The following is a 20,730-nucleotide window of genomic DNA, read 5'->3' on the forward strand; positions in this document are numbered from 1 at the left end:
AATTTTTCTATTGTACTACGAATGTATATTTTGGTTTGCTTAAATGATAATGCAACTCACTTTTTTTACGATGTTTAACCCAAATATAGCTTGTTTAAGCATCTGATAATCAATTTTTTAATAAGTATTTTACAACTATGACAAAAGAGCAAAAAGATAATTTGTTTGTATTGGTGAAATCGCTTTCAAAGTCTGAAAAGCGACAATTTAAACTTTATGTAGGGCGTTTGGGGGTGAATGAGGATTCAAAATTTTTAACGCTTTTTAATATTCTTGAAAAACTTTCGATATATGATGAATCGGCGATTCTAAAAAAAGGTATTGTAAAAAAAGAGCAATTATCTAATTTAAAAGCCCATTTGTACAAACAGATTTTAATAAGCTTACGGTTAAACCCTTCGCATCAAAATATCAGGATCCAAATTCGCGAACAATTGGATTTTGCCACCATTTTATACCACAAAGGATTATACAAACAAAGTTTAAAAATATTGGACAAAGCAAAAAACGTAGCCATTGCCAATGAAGAGAAAAATGTGGCTTACGAGATTGTGGAGCTTGAAAAAATTATAGAATCGCAATACATAACCCGAAGTTTAAGCAATCGGGCCGACGAGTTATCCATTCAAGCCAAGGAACTCAGCCAGCAAAATGTAATGGCAAGCAAGCTATCCAATTTATCGCTTCAATTGTACGGGTTGTTTTTAAAAACGGGCTATGTTAAAAACGACAAGGAAAGCAAACGTGTTATAAAATATTTTAATGCCCGCCTTCCCAAATACGATATCCATAATTTAGGTTTTCGAGAAAAACTGTGGCTTTACAAAGCTTATTTATGGTATAGTTTTTTAACGGTCGATTTTCTATCATGCTATAAATATGCCACAAAATGGGTAGAACTTTTTTATGAAAATAAAGATCAAATCAGTTTAAATCCCGTATTTTTTTTAAGAGGAAACCATTATTTACTTGAAGCTTTATTTTATTTAAGGCAGTACGATAAATTTAAAGAATCTTTAATACGATTTGAATCTGTTACAAAAGAGGATTGGTTTCCTGTTGATGATAATATTGATGGTTTAACATTTCTATATATTTACAACAACAAATTCAATTTACACTTTATGGAAGGAAGTTTTGAAGAAGGTTTGCCTTTGGTAGATGAGGTTTTAGAACGGTTAAAAGATTATAATGATAGAATTGACGAACACCACATTATGGTATTTTATTATAAAATAGCCAGTATGTATTTTGGCGCCGGCGAAAATAAAAAGTGCATTCAATATTTAGAAAAAATAATCAGTAACAAAACCCTGCAAATGCGTGAGGACTTGTTGTGTTTTGCTAGAATACTGAATTTGGTAGCGCATTACGAAGCGGGTATGGACTATAATTTGGATGTGCTGATTCGTAGTACCTATAAATTTTTAATTAAAATGGAAGATTTGTACGATGTACAACGGGAGTTTATTAAATTTTTAAGAGGTTTAGGCGATATTTACCCCAATGAAGTAAGAAACGAATTTATTAAGCTTCATAAAAAACTGAAGGAATTTGAGCACGACCCCTACCAAAGTCGTGCGTTTTTGTACTTGGATATTATATCGTGGTTAGAGTCTAAAATTCAAAATAGGCCAATTGCTTTAGTTATTCAAAACAAGTTTTACGACATGCGATTTAACAAGTAAAATGGCTCTAGGATAAATGCGCTAAAAATGTTAAGCCACGAATGTCACGAATTTCCACTAATATTAGAAAAAATTTTAGATTTTTCAATTCGTGTGATTATTTTATGACAATAATTCGTGCTGATTAGTGACATTCGTGGCTAAAAATAGGACTATTAGTATGAATACGTTTGCCCTAAATTGTATTCAAAAAAGATTAACACCAACTTTATTTGCAAAATTTTTCTAAAAAAATTAGGATTTTAACTTTTTCTAACCGAATATTTGCACTCACAAAGTTCAATAACTTATTGAAATGTTATCAAGAAAGGCGGAGGGATTAGACCCATTGAAGCCTTAGCAACCCTTTATCCGTAAAGAAGGTGCTAAATTCTACTTAAATAGCTAGTTCAATTTAGCATTTTAGATAGATAACCGAACGAAATTGCTTTAAGCAATTTTATTTTCTTTTTAACATTTTTCTATTGAACTGATTTAAGCTTTTCACATTTAAGCGAAAATTAGTCATTTTTTGACCAATTGAAGTCTTTTTTGAGTTACATAGCAGCGCTATGGAAGGAAAAAAAGGCGAAAAGTGGGTGAAAAAGGGCAATTTTTTAGCGAATGGGAAAAGTTTAAACCAGTTCATTGAGTACACTTCGATAGGAGTGATTTATTATTAACCAAAAGTCTTTTACCTCTCCTTTGGAGAGGTCAGAAATATTGCAAATATTTCTAGGTGAGGCTTAAAAAAACTAGAAAAATGAGTACACAAAAATTAGCAACCAACGCATTACATGCAGGACACGATTTTAAAGCAAACGGAGGTACCAGGGCCGTACCAATTTACCAAACAACATCGTATGTTTTTAATAATTCGGACCATGCTGCAAACCTATTTTCATTAAAGGAATTAGGCTTTATTTACACCCGTCTTAACAACCCAACCAACCAGATTTTACAAGAGCGTTTAGCAGCCGTAGAAGGTGGTATTGGCGCAGTTGTGTTTGCTTCGGGAACAGCCGCTATTTCAACAGGACTGTTAACCATGTTGAAAGCTGGCGACCATATTGTAGCTTCCAGCAGTTTATACGGTGGAACGTATAATTTATTAAAAGTAACGCTTCCGCGATTGGGTATTACCACCACATTTGTTGATGCCGATAATCCTGATAATTTTAAAAAAGCTGTAAAAGATAACACCCGTGCATTTTTTGTGGAATCTTTAGGAAACCCGAAATTGGATGTGTTGGATTTAGCAGCGATTGCTAAACATTCAAAAGCAGCGGGCGTTCCCTTTATTGTTGATAATACGGTGGCAACACCCGTATTATTGAATCCTATTAAACATGGTGCTGATATCGTTATCCATTCGTTAACAAAATATATTGGTGGCCAAGGAACCTCATTAGGTGGTGCTATTATTGATGCAGGAACTTTTAATTGGGCAAATGGAAAATTTCCAGAATTTACAGAACCTTCAGCAGGATATCACGGTTTGGTGTATCATGAAGCATTAGGTGCTGCGGCTTATACTTTTAAATTGATTTTAGAAGGATTAAGGGATTTTGGAGGTGCTTTAAGTCCGTTTAACGCTTTTCAAATCATTCAAGGTTTAGAAACACTTCCGGTAAGAATAAAACAACATAGCGAAAATGCTTTGGAACTTGCAAAATGGTTGCAAAAACAACCGGAAGTGGCTTGGGTAAATTATCCAGGATTGGAATCTAGCAAGTACAAAGCATTATCAGACAAATATTTATCCAAAGGGCAAAGCGGTATTGTTACCTTTGGTGCCAAAGGCGGATTTGATGCCGCTAAAGCGATTGCAGATAACTCTAAATTGTTTTCATTGTTAGCGAATATTGGCGATACCAAATCGCTGATTATCCATCCAGCAAGTACCACGCATCAACAATTAACGGATGCTGAACAAGATGCTGCAGGAGCTCCTAAAGATTTAATTCGTTTGTCCGTTGGAATTGAAGATATAGACGATTTAAAAGCAGATTTAAAAGCAGCGTTTAGTAAAATTTAAACAACCTGTAAATAGACCTGTCAGGTTTTTAAAACCTGACAGGTCTTAATAAGGAAACTTGACAGGTCTCAAAAAAAAAAAGCTAACACACCAGTTTGAAAACAAATTTACAACATATCATAATCCCAAACTTTACCACCGAAAGTAAAGTCGTTAACCCCGAAATAAAGTTAAGCTACCAAGTATTTGGCAAAACTTTGGGGTCGGCGTCCGTGGTGTTAGTCAATCACGCTTTAACGGGCAATAGCAATGTAACGGGAAAGGACGGTTGGTGGCAAGAGCTGGTGGGCGATGATAAGGTGATTGATACCAAGCTCTACACCGTTTTGGCATTCAATATTCCGGGGAATGGTTTCGATGGCTTTGTGATAGATAATTATAAAGATTTTGTAGCCCGAGATATTGCGAGTTTATTTTTAATCGGTTTGAAAGAATTAAAAATCGATAAACTTTTTGCACTTATCGGAGGCTCTTTGGGTGGCGGTATTGCTTGGGAAATGGCTGTTTTAAATCCGGACATTACCGAGCATTTAATACCTGTGGCAACCGATTGGAAATCCACCGATTGGCTTATCGCCAATTGCCAAATCCAAGAACAGTTTTTATTGAATTCCAGAAATCCGGTGCACGATGCTAGGATGCATGCTATGTTGTGTTATAGAACGCCAGCCTCTTTTAAAGAACGTTTCCAACGTTCAAAAAATGAGAAATTGGAGATTTTTAATGTAGAAAGTTGGTTGTTGCACCACGGTAATAAGTTACAGGAACGTTTTCAGTTGTCAGCTTATAAATTAATGAATCAGCTTTTAAAAAGCATTGATGTGACTAAAAACAGGCCCACCGATTTTAATGTTTTGGAAAATATCCATGGAAACATTCACATCGTTGGGGTTGATTCCGATTTGTTTTTTACTGCCGAAGAAAACAGGCAAACACACAAGCAGTTGGCGGTATCAAATCCGAATGTTACGTACAACGAGATCAATTCGGTACACGGACATGATGCTTTTTTAATGGAATACGAGCAATTGGAAAAAATAGTAGAAGGCATTTTTGTGCCAAATTCTAAAAAAAGACGCATGAAAGTATTAAAGTTTGGCGGAAAATCGTTGGCTAATGGCAACGGACTGAACACCGTTATTTCAATTATTGAAAACAAGGTAAACGAAGGCGAGAAGATTACGGTGGTAGTCTCTGCTAGAGGAACTGCTACCGACGATTTAGAGGATATTTTAAACAAAGCCGTAAAAGGGCAGGATTATAAACTGTTGTTGCAACTGTTTAAGGACTATCAAACAGAACCTCTAAAAGACGTTGATTTTTCCAAGGAATTTTCCGTATTGGATAAATTGTTTGAAGGCGTTAGTTTATTAAGTGATTACAGCAAAAAAACCAAGGACGAAATTTTAGCACAAGGTGAATTGCTTTCCGTTAAATTGATTTCCAGTTTATTGATAAAGCATGGCATTAAAGCTTCGGCGGTTGATGCGAGGGAACTCATTAAAACCGATGGGGTTTTTGGCGATGCACAACCTATTTCACAACTTTCAAAAGACAACGTAAAAAACTATTATAAAAAGAACGGCGGCGATGTTATACATGTGGTCACCGGATTTATCGCATCAAATACCAAGAACGAAACTACTACATTGGGAAGAAACGGAAGTAATTATACCGCAGCACTTTTAGCCAATTATTTAGATGCTGAAGAATTGCAAAATTACACCCACGTAAATGGTATTTACACCGCAAACCCCGATTTGGTTGAAGATGCCCAAAAAATACGCGAACTGTCTTTTAGCGAAGCGAACGAGTTGGCGAATTTCGGAACAACCGTTTTACATGCTAAAACCATTATTCCACTTGTTGAAAAAAACATCAATCTTCGTATTTTAAATACTTTTAATCCTGAAGATGAAGGCACATTGATTACAGCAAAACCAAATTCAAAAGATGTGACTTCCTTATCGGTTTTGGACAATGTCGCCTTATTGAATTTAGAAGGACGTGGTTTATTAGGGAAAAGCGGTGTGGACGCTCGAATTTTTGGTGCATTGGCGAAACAAAATATAAGTGTGAGTATTATTTCGCAAGGGTCTTCCGAAAGAGGGATTGGTTTAATAATCCATGCAGACCAAGCAACCCAAGCGGTTATCGCTTTAGAACGTGAGTTTGAAAGCGATTTCTATTCACAAGACGTTAATAAAATTGGGGTGGTGGATGATGTTTCGGTTATTTCGATTATAGGAATTGAACTCAGTTCCTTCCATAAACCCTTCAATGCCCTTATTAAAAACCAGATTACCCCGTTGTTGTTCAATAATACGGTAACGGGACGGAACGTGAGTTTGGTGGTTAAAAAAGACCAGCTCCATAAAGCGATGAATGTGATCCATGGCGAGATTTTCGGAATTTCAAAGAAAGTTAATATTGCCATTTTTGGTCATGGTTTGGTAGGAGGTGCGCTTATCAATCAAATATTAAAATCGAAGCATGACATTGAAAAAAGAAAGGGCATCAATCTTAATATATTTGCTATCGGAAACTCAAAAAAATTGCTTTTAAACAAAAAAGGTGTGGATGAAAATTGGGGGAAATCTATAAAAAATTCACCGATTGAAAGTTCTATTGAAGATGTAATAAACTTTGCTAAAACACATCATTTAGAAAATTTGATAGCGGTAGATAATACGGCAAGTTCCAGTTTTTATTCAAATTATAAACCGTTGATAGAAGCTGGTTTCGATTTGGTGTCGTCCAACAAAATTGCCAATACCATTTCGCATGAGTTTTATACAGACTTGCGATTGAAGTTAAAAGAAAACAACAAACAATATTTATACGAAACCACTGTTGGCGCCGGTTTGCCGTTGATTGATACCATTAAGTTGTTGCACGAATCTGGCGAAAATATTACCAGAATTAGAGGTGTTTTTTCGGGAACCTTAAGTTATTTATTCAATAATTTTTCGGTTCAAGACAAACCATTTAGTGAAATTGTTCAAGAAACCATTGATAAAGGATTTACGGAGCCCGATCCCAGAGAGGATTTTTCAGGAAACGACGTGGCTAGAAAATTGTTGATCTTGGCAAGAGAATTAGATTTGCAAAATGAATTTGAAGATGTTTCGGTTCAGAATTTAATTCCAGAAGCCTATCAAAATATTCCAGTGGAATCATTTTTAAAACAATTACATGTTTTGGATGATGAATTTCAAAATATTAAAGAGCATCAAAAAGAAGGCCACGTTTTAAGATATATTGGTGATTTATCGGGCGATTTATCAAAAGACAAAGGAAATTTAGAAGTTAAATTGATATCCATTCCAGAAGATAGCACGTTAGGTCATATTAAAGGATCTGACGCTATTTTTGAAATATTCACAGAAAGTTATGGCGAACAGCCCATCGTCATTCAAGGCGCAGGTGCAGGGGCAGCCGTTACCGCAAGAGGTGTTTTCGGGGATATTTTAAGACTTTCTAAACACATCAATTAACAAATAAACCGCAAATTCGCAAATTAAAAGAAATAACTATTCGTGAATTTCCCGATGAATCGGGACAAGCAGTGACAAAGAATAACAAATTTAGCTAGCAATACGCACATTCATCACTAAATTAAAAATTTGCGAATTTGCGGCAAAAACAAAAAAATGAGTACAGAAAAAAAATTTGAAACCGAAGCCATTCGTACACAGTTAGAGCGCACTGAGTTTTTAGAACATACAAGTCCGTTATACTTAACATCCAGTTTTGTATTTGAAGATGCCGAAGATATGCGTGCGTCTTTTAGCGAAGAAAAAGAACGCAATATTTACAGCCGGTTTACCAACCCAAATACCACGGAGTTTGTTGAGAAAGTATGTAAAATGGAAGGTGCTGAAGCTGGTTATGCATTTGCAACCGGAATGGCAGCCATTTTTTCAACCTTTACAGCTTTGTTGGAAAGTGGTGATCATATTGTATCCGCACGTTCCGTTTTTGGTTCAACGCATACCTTGTTTACTAAATATCTTCCTAAATGGCATATTGAAACAAGTTATTTCGATATCAATAAACCAGAAACCATCGAGAGTTTCATTACACCAAAAACCAAAATTTTGTATGCTGAATCGCCCACAAATCCAGCAATTGATATTATTGATTTAGAGTTGTTGGGGAATATTGCCAAAAAACACAACCTTATTTTAATAATAGACAACTGTTTTGCGACTCCTTATTTACAGCAACCTATTAAGTTTGGTGCGCATTTGGTAATCCATTCAGCAACTAAATTAATGGACGGACAAGGACGGGTTTTAGGAGGCATCACAGTTGGTAATGCCGATTTAATGCGGGAAATCTATTTGTTTTCACGGAATACAGGACCTGCGTTATCCCCATTCAATGCTTGGACGTTGTCTAAAAGCTTAGAAACTTTGGCGGTACGAGTGGATAGGCATTGTGAAAATGCCTTAAAAGTAGCGGAGTTTTTAGAAAATAATCCCAAAGTAAATTGGGTAAAGTATCCGTTTTTAAAATCGCATCCCCAATATGAAGTCGCCAAAAAGCAAATGAAATTAGGGGGTAATATTGTCGCTTTTGAAGTAAAAGGCGGCATAGAAGCTGGACGAAATTTTTTAAACGCTATCAAAATGTGTTCGCTATCTGCTAATCTTGGAGATACGCGGACGATTGTAACACATCCAGCCTCTACCACGCACAGTAAATTGTCTGAAGAAGACCGATTGGAAGTAAGCATTACAGATGGTTTGGTTCGGGTTTCGGTTGGGTTGGAGCATGTGGATGATATTATTCAAGATTTGCAACAAGCTTTGGAAAGTTAGTCTGTAGAATATTTAATAAGAACTCATCTTGACTTTTTGTTTTTAACCGAATCCCGATATATCGGGATGTTCAGATGAGACTATTTTTGAGAGGCATAGCATCGCTCCGCATAAGAAAATAGACGAGATATGGGCGAATTTCAGCCATTTTTTAGGAAATAGAAAAAATCAAGATGAGTTCTAAGTGAAAAGATGAAAAAAGCAAATAAAGTTATCGATTTATTCAGTAAAAAAAATGGAAACCAAAGCAATCAGTTAAAGTATTCTGACGCTTTAAATGATTTTATGGAGCCTTTTATAAAGGACTTCCCGGAAGATTACGATGTAGAGGATGTTTTTGAATTTTCAATAAACGCTTGGAATTTTGCAACCATAAAAGAAGAAATGCCCGCCGATGAATTTAAAAAAACCTTTTCTCAATTGAAGGAATTAGGTGCTGAAAAAGCAGTTTTCGATAAAATGCTTGAACAAAAAACCACCAAATTTGCTAACTACAACAGATATATTATTGATTATGATATAGAAGAAAAAGAAAATGGTGAAATGAAGCTTGTGGTTTTAGCCGGTGATTTAATAGGTTTCTTAAAAAGCATAGAACAAAAAGTACAACAAGAGGACCAATTACGAAACCAAGAAAATTTTGGCGAAAACTATATAGATCGTTATGCGATTTCCCTAAAACCACAGCAACCTTTTCTTGATTGGTTCAACAGTTTAAATCCAGACAACCAGATGGCTGAAACTAACGAAGCCAGCATTTATTTGGTTGATGATGGCATTAAAGATTTAGAAAAATGGCTTGCAAAAAAATATGACAGATTTTTTGTTATGGAATTAACCGAATATCATGAAATTAAAAAAGAATGGCCCCAAAAACGATCTTATAAAATGTTCAGGCAATGGTTTCAAATTAATGTTTCTACCATAGTTTATGATCTGGAAAAAAGACCTGTTATAAAAGGATGATAATTGAATGAGGTATTACTGCCCTGAAGAATATAATATATCAACTTTGATTAAAAAAAATCAATGGGTTTGTTACGGTTGAAGGACTAAAAACACCAAAATGCTATATCAACACTTTAAAGAAGATGTGGCAAAAGGAAATTCAATAAATGAAGATAGCAGCATATATGAAAGGTATCCGTATCAAGTTTGATGGTAAAAATAATTATTCAAACTTCTAAATTAAGTATATTAGCACCATGCTATCCAAAAAAACAAAATACGGATTAAAAGCACTCACTTTTATCGCTAGAAGCGGGAGTGGCGTGCCAGTGCAAGTGGGCGAAATTGCCAAAAGTGAACAAATTCCCCAAAAGTTTTTAGAAAGTATTTTACTTACCTTAAGAAAGGCGGGTATTTTAGGATCTAAAAAAGGAAAACATGGCGGCTATTATTTAAGAAAAGCACCTTCGGAAATTTTAATGACAGAAGTAATGCGTGTTCTTGAAGGACCTATCGCCATGGTGCCGTGTGTAAGTTTAAATTTTTATGAGAAATGCGACGATTGTGTAGACGAGCATCTGTGCAGCGTTAATAAACTGATGATCCAAGTACGCGATAGTACGCTCGAAGTTTTTAGAAATACAACCTTAGAGAATTTTTCAAACCCTCAGTAATTTCATTTTTCGTAATAGATGGCTTTTCCCCCCCATTTTTTTAAGTTGAAATCTAAAAATATTTCATTCCTACATTTTTTTTCAATAATAGTTTGATAATTCGTAAAAAGTTTTAAATTTGCATTTCCTATTAAATCGATAGGAATAATATAATAGTAAGTAAAATGATTGAGCACGTGTTAATAAATTCAGATCAAAACGAGAAAGCCACATATAAAACCGACAGTGCCAAAGAGAAACCGCTAAGAAGCATTGTGAAGTCTATTAGTTGGAGAATTATTGGAACCTTGGACACTATTTTAATTTCGTGGATAGTAACGGGTCATCTAGCTTTAGCTTTTAAAATTGGTTCGGTAGAATTAGTTACCAAAATGGTTCTATACTTTTTTCACGAGCGCATTTGGAATACCATTAAGTGGGGAAAATAACATTGAAGATGATGACACAAGAAAACATAAACGAATTAAATACGCTTTTTAAAAACGCAATGCCCTCTGAAATTATCCAGAAGGCTTTTGAGCTTAATAAAGAAGCGGTGGTAACAACAAATTTCAGACCTTACGAAGCCGCTATTTTGCAAGCAGTCAGTTTGGTTGAATCCAATATACCAGTCGTTTGGTGCGATACAGGTTATAATACGCCACAAACATACAGACACGCCGAAAAAGTAATTAAAGATTTAAACTTAAACGTGTTTTTGTACGTGCCAAAACAAACAGCAGCTCACAGAGATGTTGTTATGGGAATTCCAAGTGTAGATGCGCCAGAACATACCTTGTTTACAGAACAGGTTAAGTTGGAGCCTTTTAAACGCGCTATGGAAGATCACAAGCCTAAAGTATGGTTTACAAACCTGCGCCAAGGCCAAACTGCGTTTAGGGATAGCATTGGTATTTTTAGCCTTAGTAAAGAGGGCGTTTTAAAGGTAAGTCCGTTTTACTATTGGTCTGATGCCGATTTAGACACCTATTTGGAAGAAAATAAATTGCCAAACGAATTCAAATATTTCGATCCAACCAAAGCTTTGGAAAATAGAGAGTGTGGGTTGCATGCTTAAATGAGTTTATAAGTTTAAGGTTTATTAGCAGTACGCAGTAAATAAGAAGTTAGAAGTACGAAGTTAAAGGTACGAAGTAAGTAAATAAGAAGTTGGAAGTGCGAAGTTAAAGGCACGAAGTAAGTCAATAAGAAGTTAGAAGTACGAAGTTAGAAGTACGAAGTAATCAAGAATAAAATAATAACAAAACTCTTAACCGACCCGAGTAAGAGTTCCCCCTTGGGGGGCTAGGGGGCATATTATGAACAAAGACACATACCACATCAATTCATTGGAAAACGAAGCCATATATATTATGCGCGAAGTGGCAGCACAGTTTGAAAAACCTGTTTTGTTATTTTCCGGAGGAAAAGACTCCATTACCTTGGTGAGATTAGCGGTTAAAGCTTTTTATCCGGCCAAGATTCCGTTTCCATTAATGCATATTGATACGGGGCATAACTTTCCTGAAACTATTGAATTTAGAGATCGATTGGTAAAGGAATTAGGATTGGAATTAATTGTTAGAAACGTACAGGATTCCATTGATGAAGGCAAAGTAACTGAAGAAACCGGTAGATACGCCAGTAGAAACCAACTTCAAACCACCACGCTTTTAGATGCCATTGAAGAATTTAAATTTGATGCTTGTATTGGTGGAGCGCGTCGGGATGAGGAAAAAGCTAGAGCTAAAGAACGTATTTTTTCTGTACGTGATGATTTTGGCCAGTGGGATGAAAAAAACCAACGTCCGGAATTGTTCGATATGTTAAACGGTCAAATCAATTTAGGTCAGAATGTGCGTGTGTTCCCTATTTCAAACTGGACAGAGCTAGACGTTTGGTCTTATATAAAAAAAGAAAATATAGAAATTCCTTCTATCTATTTTGCACACAAACGTAAAGTGTTTTTAAGAGATGGCATGATTTGGTCTGCCGATGATGAAGTGGTTTACAGAGATGCGCATGAGGAGGTTAAAGAGGAAATGGTACGTTTTAGAACGGTGGGCGATATGAGCTGTACCGCAGCGGTACTATCGGAAGCGGCTACAATTTCTAAAGTAGTGGAAGAAATTAGGGATTCCACCATTTCAGAACGTGGGGCGCGTATAGACGATAAACGCTCGGAAGCAGCTATGGAAAAACGGAAGCAACAGGGTTATTTCTAGTATTAAGAAGTTAGTACAAAGAATTAAGTACAAAAAGAACTATAAGATTATAAGTAAAACATATAAGTAGAAATTGGTAGCGTCTTATACTACCGACTTAATACTTAATACTAAACAAAAATGGAAGTATTAAAAATTGCAACAGCAGGAAGTGTAGATGATGGAAAAAGCACCTTAATAGGACGCATACTTTACGATACAAAATCATTAACCACCGATAAATTAGCAGCTATTGAAAAAACAAGTAAACAAAAAGGGTATGATTACTTGGATTTTTCGTTGGCAACCGATGGATTGGTGGCAGAAAGAGAACAAGGGATCACTATTGATGTGGCGCATATCTATTTTTCAACAAATAAAAAAAGTTACATCATCGCCGATACGCCTGGTCATGTGGAATATACACGGAACATGGTAACAGGCGCTTCAACATCGCAAGCCTCCATCATTTTAATTGATGCCAGAAAAGGGGTTATTGAGCAAACCAATCGTCATTTCTTCATCAATAATCTATTGAGAATTAAAGATGTGGTGGTTGCTATCAATAAAATGGATTTGGTTGATTATTCTGAAAAAGTTTACAATAAAATCAAAGCAGACTTCTCTGAATTAATGAGCAAGAGAGATTACCAAGACCAAAAAATAACGTTTATCCCCGTAAGTGCTTTAAAAGGTGATAATGTTGTTCACAAATCCGGACTAATGCCTTGGTATAAAGGGGAGGCCTTATTGGAGCATTTGGAGCAACTGGATAAAAAAGATATTTATAATGTGGGTACGCCACGTTTCCCGGTGCAATATGTTATTCGTCCAAAAACCGAAGATTTCCACGATTTTAGAGGCTATGCAGGTAAAATATATGGGGGCGAATTAAGTGTTGGTGATGATATTTTGGTATTGCCATCAAAAACAAGATCAAAAATTAAGGACATTTATTTCTACGATCAAAAGTATCAAACCGCTTCAAGACGTTCATCGGTTACCATCACTTTGGAAAATGATATTAATGTGAGCAGAGGAGATATGATTGTTAAAGAAGGCGATCTGCCAACAATTGACAAACAATTTACAGCCAACATTTGTTGGATGGATTCAGCACCTTTGGAAGTGGGTTCAAAATACGTGTTGCAACATGGTGTAAACAAAGTATTGGCTAAAGTAGAAACTATCAACCATAAAATACATCCAGATTATTCAGGTATAGAAAAAAATGTAAAAGGGTTGGGTGTAAATGATATTGCTTCGGTAACCTTTAAATTCAATAAGCCATTGTTCTTCGATCAATTTAAAAACCATAGAACAAACGGTTCGTTCATTTTGATTGATACGCAATCCAATAACACGGTGGGAGCTGGTTTTATACAATAAAAGCCCCCTAACCCCCAAAGGGGGGAATGAGCAAGTTTGTGGTTACGTAATCCTGCAAGGTTTCAAAAACCTTGTAGGTCTAAAAAAGAAATAAATTATTAACACTATTCTTACTTTACCCGGGTAAGAATTTCCCGCCAACGGCGGGATTAGGAAGGGAAATAAAATATTAACTTAAAAATTACCCAGTAAAGTGCTCCTCCCCTTTGGGGAGGTCGGGTGGGGATATGCAAACTTTTAGAACAGAAATAGAAAATCCGGTTGTAGAAAACGAAATTTTAGAACTATCTAAAAAAATCGAGCTATTCAACACAGGAAAGATTGATGAAGAAAAATTTAGAAGTCTTCGTTTAGCGCGCGGTATTTACGGTCAGCGTCAAGAAGGCGTGCAAATGATTCGCATTAAATTGCCTTACGGAAAAGTAAAAAGTAATCAATTACGAAGAATATCAGATGTGTCTGATGAATATTCCCGTGGGCGTTTGCACATTACTACGCGTCAAGATATTCAAATTCATTATGTCGATTTAAACAGAACTCCAGAACTCTGGGCTGAGTTGGAAAAAGATGATGTTACTTTAAGAGAAGCTTGTGGAAACACCGTTCGTAACGTAACCGCTTCCGAATTGGCCGGGATCGATCCAAACGAACCTTTCGATGTGTCGCCTTATGCCGATGCCTTATTTCGTTTCTTCTTAAGAAACCCTATTTGTCAGGAAATGGGACGTAAGTTTAAAGTGTCTTTTTCATCTTCCGATGAAGATACAGGGCTTTCATACATGCACGATTTAGGTTTTATAGCGAAGATTGAAAATGGTGTTCGTGGTTTTAAAGTGATGATTGGTGGCGGATTAGGTTCACAGCCTCGTGAAGCGGATGAATTATATAGCTTTTTGCCTTCAGATAAAATCATTCCAACGATGGAAGGTGTAGTACGTGTTTTCGATCGTTATGGCGAACGTAAAAGTCGAGCTAAAGCTAGAATAAAATTCTTATTAAAAGACATTGGTTTAGACGCTTTTAAGGAATTAGTGCAAGCAGAACAAAAAGCCATTGAGTTTAAAACGGTTCCTATTGATGCTGATGCGTATATAGCTTCAAAAGCAGTTTCAGTTGAAGCGCCTCAAGTAACAGTAAAAGACCAAAAAGCATTTGAATTATGGAAATCCACCAACCTGATCCCTCAAAAGCAGGCAGGGTATGTGGCTATAGGAATAAAAGTGCTTTTAGGAGATTTTTATACTGATAAAGCACGTTTGTTAGCTGATTTGGTAGAAAACCATGCAGCAGGCGAAATTCGTTTGTCGTTGCGTCAAAATATAGTCATTCCGTTTGTAAAAGAAGATTTAGTGCCATTTTTCTATACGGAATTAGAAAAATTGGGTTTCGTAGAAGCGGGTTATAATAAAGCAGTAGATATTACAGCATGTCCAGGTACAGATACTTGTAATTTGGGCATTGCAAGTAGTACAGGTATTGCCGATGAGTTGGAACGCGTTTTAAAAGCGGAATACCCACAATATTTAACTAATGATGATTTGGTAATAAAAATTAGTGGATGTATGAATGCGTGCGGACAACATAATATGGCAAATATTGGTTTCCAAGGCATGTCCGTACGTACACCAGATAAATTGGTAGCGCCCGCTTTGCAAGTATTGTTAGGGGGTGGTAATTTAGGAAATGGCAAAGGAGCCTTTGCTGATAAAGTAGTAAAAATACCAAGTAAAAGAGGACCTGAAGCATTGCGCAGAATTTTAAATGATTTTGAAGCCAATGCTAATGGGAAAACTTTCTATGACTATTACCAAGTAACAGGCGAACGCTATTTTTACGATTTGTTAACAGATTTATCGGATGTTACCAACTTAACCCAAGACGATTTTATTGATTGGGGAACTGATGAAGAATATGTTAAAGAAATTGGTGTAGGCGAATGTGCAGGTGTGGTGATTGATTTAATCGCAACCTTGTTTTTCGAGAGTGAAGAAAAAATTGAGAACGCCAAAGAATCATTGGATAACAAGGTCTATTCAAATGCTGTTTACCATGCTTATGGTTCAATGGTAAATTCAGCTAAAGCATTATTAATCGCTGAGAATAAAAGTACGAATACACATGCAGGCATCATCAGCCAGTTTGATGAACTGTTTGTAGAAAGTGGCAAACTAAATTTAGGAACCTCTTTTTCAGAATTGATTTATGAAATCAATAAAAAGGCTCCTACCGAGGGGTTTGCAACTGATTATATAAACAGCGCCAACCAGTTTTTAGAAAAAGTAAGGGCTTTTAGAAACCCCCTAAATAGCCCCCTAACCCCAAAGGGGGAACTCTCAACGTAATAGGGTAATCAGTCATTTTGATTAATGACAGATATAAATTATGAATATAAAAGCAGAAAATATAAATTTAGAGCATCCAATTCCCCCCTTGGGGGCTAGGGGGCGTTTAACCGTTGTAGGCGCAGGGCCTGGTGATGTAGATTTAATTACCCTAAAAGCAATCAAGGCCATTGAATCGGCAGACGTTATATTATACGATGCACTTATAAACGAAGAACTTCTTAAATATGCTTCGCAAGATGTAGAGCTTATTTTTGTGGGGAAACGCAAAGGGTGTTATGCCTTTCAACAAGAACAAATCAATGAACTCATTGTTTCTAAAGCAAAGGAAAAAGGGCACGTAGTACGTTTAAAAGGCGGTGATCCCTTTATTTTTGGAAGAGGTGCGGAGGAGATTGATTATGTAAAACCTTTTGGATTGGAAACCTTTGTGGTGCCTGGTATTTCATCTTCGGTTGCAGTACCTGCCTATCAAGGAATTCCATTGACAAAAAGAGGGGTTTCAGAAAGTTTTTGGGTAATAACCGGTACAACAAAAGCGCACAAATTGTCTGAGGATGTGGCTATTGCAGCAAAATCTACAGCAACTATTGTAATTTTGATGGGTATGGGGAAACTAGATGACATTGTTCGGATTTTTTCAGAAGAAAATAAACAAGATACAGCGATTGCTATCATTCAAGACGGTACCACCGAAAACGAAAAAGTGGGTTTTGGCACCATCAGTACCATTAGTAAAGTAGTGGCAGAAAAACAATTGGCAAACCCAGCCATAATTATCATTGGCGACGTTGTTAAAGAACGCGTAAAATTAACTTCGGTTTTTGAAGAAGTCAATCAAAATCTGTGATTATGAAAACCGAAGAAGAAAATATTAACGATTCGAGTGAGCAAGTCCCCCCTTTGGGGGTTAGGGGGCTGAACACTTTATATCCCATTTTCTTAAAACTGAACACCCTTAACGTTCTTATTGTAGGCGGAGGCCATGTAGCGGAAGAGAAATTGACGTTTCTTTTAAAATCAAGTCCAGATGCTAAAGTAACCATAGTAGCGCCCATGTTTAGGCAAGATACTATAGAATTGGCGAAAAAAGGTAATGTTAAGTTAGTGAAAAGACGCTATAACAAACGTTATTTAAAAGGAAAGCATATCGTTATTGCAACAACCGATGTGCCCCATGTAAATGTACAAGTGCATAAGCATTGCCGTAAACGTCATATTTTGGTAAATGTTGCCGATAATCCACCGTATTGCGATTTTTATATGGGCGGTATTGTAACAAAAGGTCATGTTAAGGTGGCCATTTCGACGAATGGAAAATCGCCCACAACCGCCAAACGTTTGCGCCAGTTTTTTGAGGATGTCATTCCAGAAAACGTAGATGATTTGGTTAAAAATTTAAACGAATATAGAAAAACAATAAAAGGGGATTTCGAACAAAAAGTGGAAACACTCAACGAATTCACCAAAGGATTAATTGAAAAAAAATAAAGAAGACTGTCAGGTTTTTAATCCCGATAGCTATCGGGGCTGACAGGTCTAAATTGCAAACAAAATGATTAAAACAGATATACTTATAATAGGTGCTGGCCCAACAGGATTATTCACGGTTTTTGAAGCAGGATTATTAAAATTGAAGTGCCATTTAATTGATGCGTTACCACAACCAGGTGGGCAATGCTCGGAAATTTACCCTAAAAAACCTATTTATGATATACCAGGATTCCCAGAAATTTTGGCGGGCCATTTAACTAAAAACTTATTAGAGCAAGGAAAACAGTTTGAACCAGGTTTTACTCTAGGAGAGCGTGCCGAAACTATTGATAAATTAGAAGACGGAACATTTATTGTAACTACCAATAAAGGCACGAAACATCATGCGCCTGTGGTGGCTATTGCAGGAGGTTTGGGCTCTTTTGAACCAAGAAAACCAGGGTTGGATAATTTGGAAGTTTATGAAGATAATGGGTTGGAATATTTTATTAAAGACCCCGAAGTTTATAGAAATAAAAGAGTTGTTATTTCTGGTGGAGGTGATTCCGCATTGGATTGGAGTATCTTTTTAGCCGATGTCGCTTCGGAAGTTACTTTGATTCACAGAAGAAACGAATTTAGAGGCGCATTGGATTCTGTTGAAAAAGTGGGCGAATTAAAAGATTTAGGAAAAATCAATTTGATTACACCTGCCGAAGTTACCGAATTGCATGGTAATGGTAAAATGGAAGCCCTTACAGTCAATAAAGATGGTGAAGATTTCCGTTTGGAAACCGATCATTTTATACCACTGTTTGGGTTGTCCCCAAAATTAGGGCCTATTGCCGATTGGGGATTGGAAATTGAAAAAAATGCCATCAAAGTGGACAATTCACTTAATTACCAAACAAATATTCCCGGGATTTTTGCTATTGGCGACGTTAACATCTATCCTGAAAAATTAAAGCTTATTTTGTGTGGTTTCCACGAAGCAACCTTAATGTGTCAAGCAGCTTACAGAATTATCAATCCCGGTAAAAAGTATGTGTTAAAATATACAACGGTAAGCGGTATTGATGGTTTTGATGGCACCCGGAAAGAGGCGCCAAAAGCTGTGGTTCAAGCCATTCAATAAAAAAAAACCAGATAACTCCTCCCCTTTTTTCAAGGGTAGAGCTTGTTCAGGATTTATTCGGAATGCAGATAGGCATAGAGGTTAATTGTCCTCTTTTGTAAGTAGAGAGCCAAAGCCTAATTGTAGATTTGCATTTGACCGGAAATAACTCCTCCCCTTTTTTCAAGGGGAGGTGCCGTAGGCGGAGGGGTCTTAATAATATGAAATATTTTTTTTCATGCACTAAAATAAATCTTTTATTGTTGTAAATTTCAAGATTGAATAGCGACAATCATTAAGATAATTAAACCTGCTTAATATGGATCCTTGTGAAGAATTAAATGATAAATTGATTCAAAAGAAATATAATGTTCGTTTAAAAGATGTTGTGAAAACGTTTACAAAACGATTGTTTTATTATGTGTTTGATGAACATGAAAATGAGCTTCAATCTTTAAAGAAAACCTTTTTAGAGATTACCAACAATCTGGACATGAATGATGGTGAGGCCGTTTGGAACACCTTCCAAGGCAAATTCCAAGCTATTAGAATTAAATTGGATTTAGACGCTGTGGCCGTGGTCAATTTCGACCCGGCAACCAAAAGTTTACAAGAAGTTTATTTGGCATGTCCAGGCTTTTATGCCATTTCAATCTATCGTTTAAGCCATGAATTGTATGTGCAAAACGTGCCAATTATTCCTAGAATGATGAGTGAATATGTGCATGGTATTACAGGTATCGATATTCACCCGGGAGCTACTATTGGCGATTCATTTTTTGTGGATCATGGCACAGGAATTGTAATTGGCGAAACATCCGTTATAAAAAATAACGTAAAGATTTTCCAAGGGGTTACTTTGGGTGGTATTCAAGTTAAAAAAAGCTTGGAATCTATCAAACGCCATCCAACCATTGAAGACAACGTAACCATATACGCAAACGCAACCATTTTAGGTGGCGATATTGTAATAGGTGCCAACAGTACCATTGGTGCGAATGTTTGGATTACCGAATCGGTTCCAGAAAATTCTGTGGTAACCTATCAAACCGAAATAAAAATCAGACCCAAAAAGAATGGCATCCGTTAAAGGTATTTTAGATCAAATAGGCAACACAGCACTTGTTGAGGCAAGTTATCTCATTTCAAAAAAAGGCGTTAAACTGTATTTAAAACTTGAGGGCGATAACCCTGGCGGAAGCGTAAAGGACCGGGCTGCTTTTAATATGATAAATGAAGCTTTAAAACGAGGCGATATTAAAAAAGGAGGCTATTTGGTGGAAGCAACTAGTGGGAATACGGGTATTGCTTTGGCTTTTATAGCAAATCTTTTTGGTTTGAATATGGTATTGATCATGCCCGAAAATTCCACCGAAGAACGGGTAAAAACCATGCGTGCTTATGGAGCTGAGGTTATTTTAACGTCTGCCGATTCGGGTATTGAAGGTTCTCGAGATGTAGCATTTCAATTAAGGGATGAAAAAGGTTATACCTTGCTAAACCAGTTTGAGAATGATGATAACTGGAAAGCGCATTATAAAACCACGGGTCCAGAAATTTGGAAAGACACCGGGGGCGAAATCACACATTTTGTGTCTGCAATGGGAACCACGGGAACCATCATGGGCGTTTCAACGTATTTAAAAGAAAAAAACAAAAATATTACCATTGTTGGTGCACAACCAGAAGATGGCGCCAAAATACCGGGCATTAGAAAATGGTCGCCAGACTATGTTCCTAAGTTTTTCGATCGTTCCAAAGTGGATGTGGTTGTGGATGTTAGCGAACAAGACGCAAAAATTACCACCCAAAGATTGGCCAAGGAAGAAGGCATATTTGCTGGTATGAGTAGTGGCGGTTCGGTGTATTGTGCTTTAAAAATTGCAGAATCGATTGACCAAGGTGTTATTGTAGCTATTATTTGCGATAGAGGCGATAGGTATTTATCATCCACATTATTTGAATAGCAGTTGTTTTTGACCTGTCAGGTTTTTGAAACATAAGTGTTCGGAAGAAAAATATTGACAAAAAAATAGATGAAATAGTTGATAAAAAACTTTTAATTTAAAATTAAAC

Annotated in this window: 16 protein-coding genes and 1 riboswitch; all 16 genes read left to right on the plus strand. The window is 36.4% G+C overall.

What is annotated here, in order from left to right; genetic code table 11:
* Nucleotides 1-137 precede the first annotated feature (137 nt).
* Nucleotides 138-1,688, plus strand: coding sequence for a hypothetical protein (locus tag ACU1LP_RS08075; protein WP_445734262.1), 1,551 nt, complete (start codon nt 138-140; stop codon nt 1,686-1,688).
* A 295-nt stretch (nt 1,689-1,983) separates the two neighbouring features.
* Nucleotides 1,984-2,105, plus strand: a riboswitch (SAM riboswitch).
* Between the two features lie 325 nt (nt 2,106-2,430).
* The gene (locus tag ACU1LP_RS08080) at nt 2,431-3,705 is read left to right on the plus strand and encodes an O-acetylhomoserine aminocarboxypropyltransferase/cysteine synthase family protein (protein ID WP_445731729.1); all 1,275 of its coding nucleotides are present in this window, start codon (nt 2,431-2,433) and stop codon (nt 3,703-3,705) included.
* A 95-nt stretch (nt 3,706-3,800) separates the two neighbouring features.
* A complete protein-coding gene (thrA, locus tag ACU1LP_RS08085) occupies nt 3,801-7,202 on the plus strand; it encodes a bifunctional aspartate kinase/homoserine dehydrogenase I (RefSeq protein ID WP_445736011.1) in 3,402 nt (1,133 codons plus the stop codon).
* A 156-nt stretch (nt 7,203-7,358) separates the two neighbouring features.
* Nucleotides 7,359-8,531, plus strand: a complete 1,173-nt coding sequence (locus tag ACU1LP_RS08090) for a trans-sulfuration enzyme family protein (protein WP_445734077.1) — start codon at nt 7,359-7,361, stop codon at nt 8,529-8,531.
* Nucleotides 8,532-8,723: 192 nt separating this feature from the next.
* Nucleotides 8,724-9,497 carry a hypothetical protein gene (locus tag ACU1LP_RS08095; protein ID WP_445736012.1) on the plus strand — a complete coding sequence of 258 codons (774 nt, stop codon included), beginning with the start codon at nt 8,724-8,726 and terminating at the stop codon, nt 9,495-9,497.
* A gap of 239 nt (nt 9,498-9,736) precedes the next feature.
* Complete coding sequence (locus ACU1LP_RS08100) at nt 9,737-10,153, plus strand: RrF2 family transcriptional regulator (RefSeq protein WP_445734074.1); 417 nt, start codon at nt 9,737-9,739, stop codon at nt 10,151-10,153.
* A 164-nt stretch (nt 10,154-10,317) separates the two neighbouring features.
* Nucleotides 10,318-10,581, plus strand: a complete 264-nt coding sequence (locus tag ACU1LP_RS08105) for a DUF2061 domain-containing protein (RefSeq protein WP_445734073.1) — start codon at nt 10,318-10,320, stop codon at nt 10,579-10,581.
* An 8-nt stretch (nt 10,582-10,589) separates the two neighbouring features.
* On the plus strand, nt 10,590-11,210 hold the full coding sequence (locus ACU1LP_RS08110) for a phosphoadenosine phosphosulfate reductase domain-containing protein (RefSeq protein WP_445736013.1): 621 nt from the start codon (nt 10,590-10,592) through the stop codon (nt 11,208-11,210).
* Nucleotides 11,211-11,451: 241 nt separating this feature from the next.
* Entirely contained in the window at nt 11,452-12,357 is a 906-nt protein-coding gene (gene cysD / locus ACU1LP_RS08115; RefSeq protein WP_445736014.1) for a sulfate adenylyltransferase subunit CysD, read from the plus strand.
* Nucleotides 12,358-12,477: 120 nt separating this feature from the next.
* The gene (locus ACU1LP_RS08120) at nt 12,478-13,725 is read left to right on the plus strand and encodes a sulfate adenylyltransferase subunit 1 (RefSeq protein ID WP_445734070.1); all 1,248 of its coding nucleotides are present in this window, start codon (nt 12,478-12,480) and stop codon (nt 13,723-13,725) included.
* Between the two features lie 227 nt (nt 13,726-13,952).
* Nucleotides 13,953-16,067 carry a HEPN domain-containing protein gene (locus tag ACU1LP_RS08125; RefSeq protein ID WP_445734069.1) on the plus strand — a complete coding sequence of 705 codons (2,115 nt, stop codon included), beginning with the start codon at nt 13,953-13,955 and terminating at the stop codon, nt 16,065-16,067.
* 40 nt (nt 16,068-16,107) lie between these two features.
* Nucleotides 16,108-16,917: a uroporphyrinogen-III C-methyltransferase gene (gene cobA / locus ACU1LP_RS08130; protein ID WP_445736015.1), complete on the plus strand. Its 810-nt coding sequence runs from the start codon at nt 16,108-16,110 to the stop codon at nt 16,915-16,917.
* A 2-nt stretch (nt 16,918-16,919) separates the two neighbouring features.
* Entirely contained in the window at nt 16,920-17,558 is a 639-nt protein-coding gene (locus tag ACU1LP_RS08135) for a precorrin-2 dehydrogenase/sirohydrochlorin ferrochelatase family protein (protein ID WP_445736016.1), read from the plus strand.
* 64 nt (nt 17,559-17,622) lie between these two features.
* Complete coding sequence (locus tag ACU1LP_RS08140; protein ID WP_445736017.1) at nt 17,623-18,675, plus strand: NAD(P)/FAD-dependent oxidoreductase; 1,053 nt, start codon at nt 17,623-17,625, stop codon at nt 18,673-18,675.
* 298 nt (nt 18,676-18,973) lie between these two features.
* The gene (epsC, locus tag ACU1LP_RS08145) at nt 18,974-19,744 is read left to right on the plus strand and encodes a serine O-acetyltransferase EpsC (RefSeq protein ID WP_445733234.1); all 771 of its coding nucleotides are present in this window, start codon (nt 18,974-18,976) and stop codon (nt 19,742-19,744) included.
* Nucleotides 19,731-20,621, plus strand: coding sequence for a cysteine synthase CysM (gene cysM / locus ACU1LP_RS08150; protein ID WP_445733233.1), 891 nt, complete (start codon nt 19,731-19,733; stop codon nt 20,619-20,621). The genes epsC and cysM overlap by 14 nt, the downstream gene beginning before the upstream one ends.
* Nucleotides 20,622-20,730 lie beyond the last annotated feature (109 nt).

The sequence above is a fragment of the Mariniflexile sp. genome (assembly GCF_052728615.1).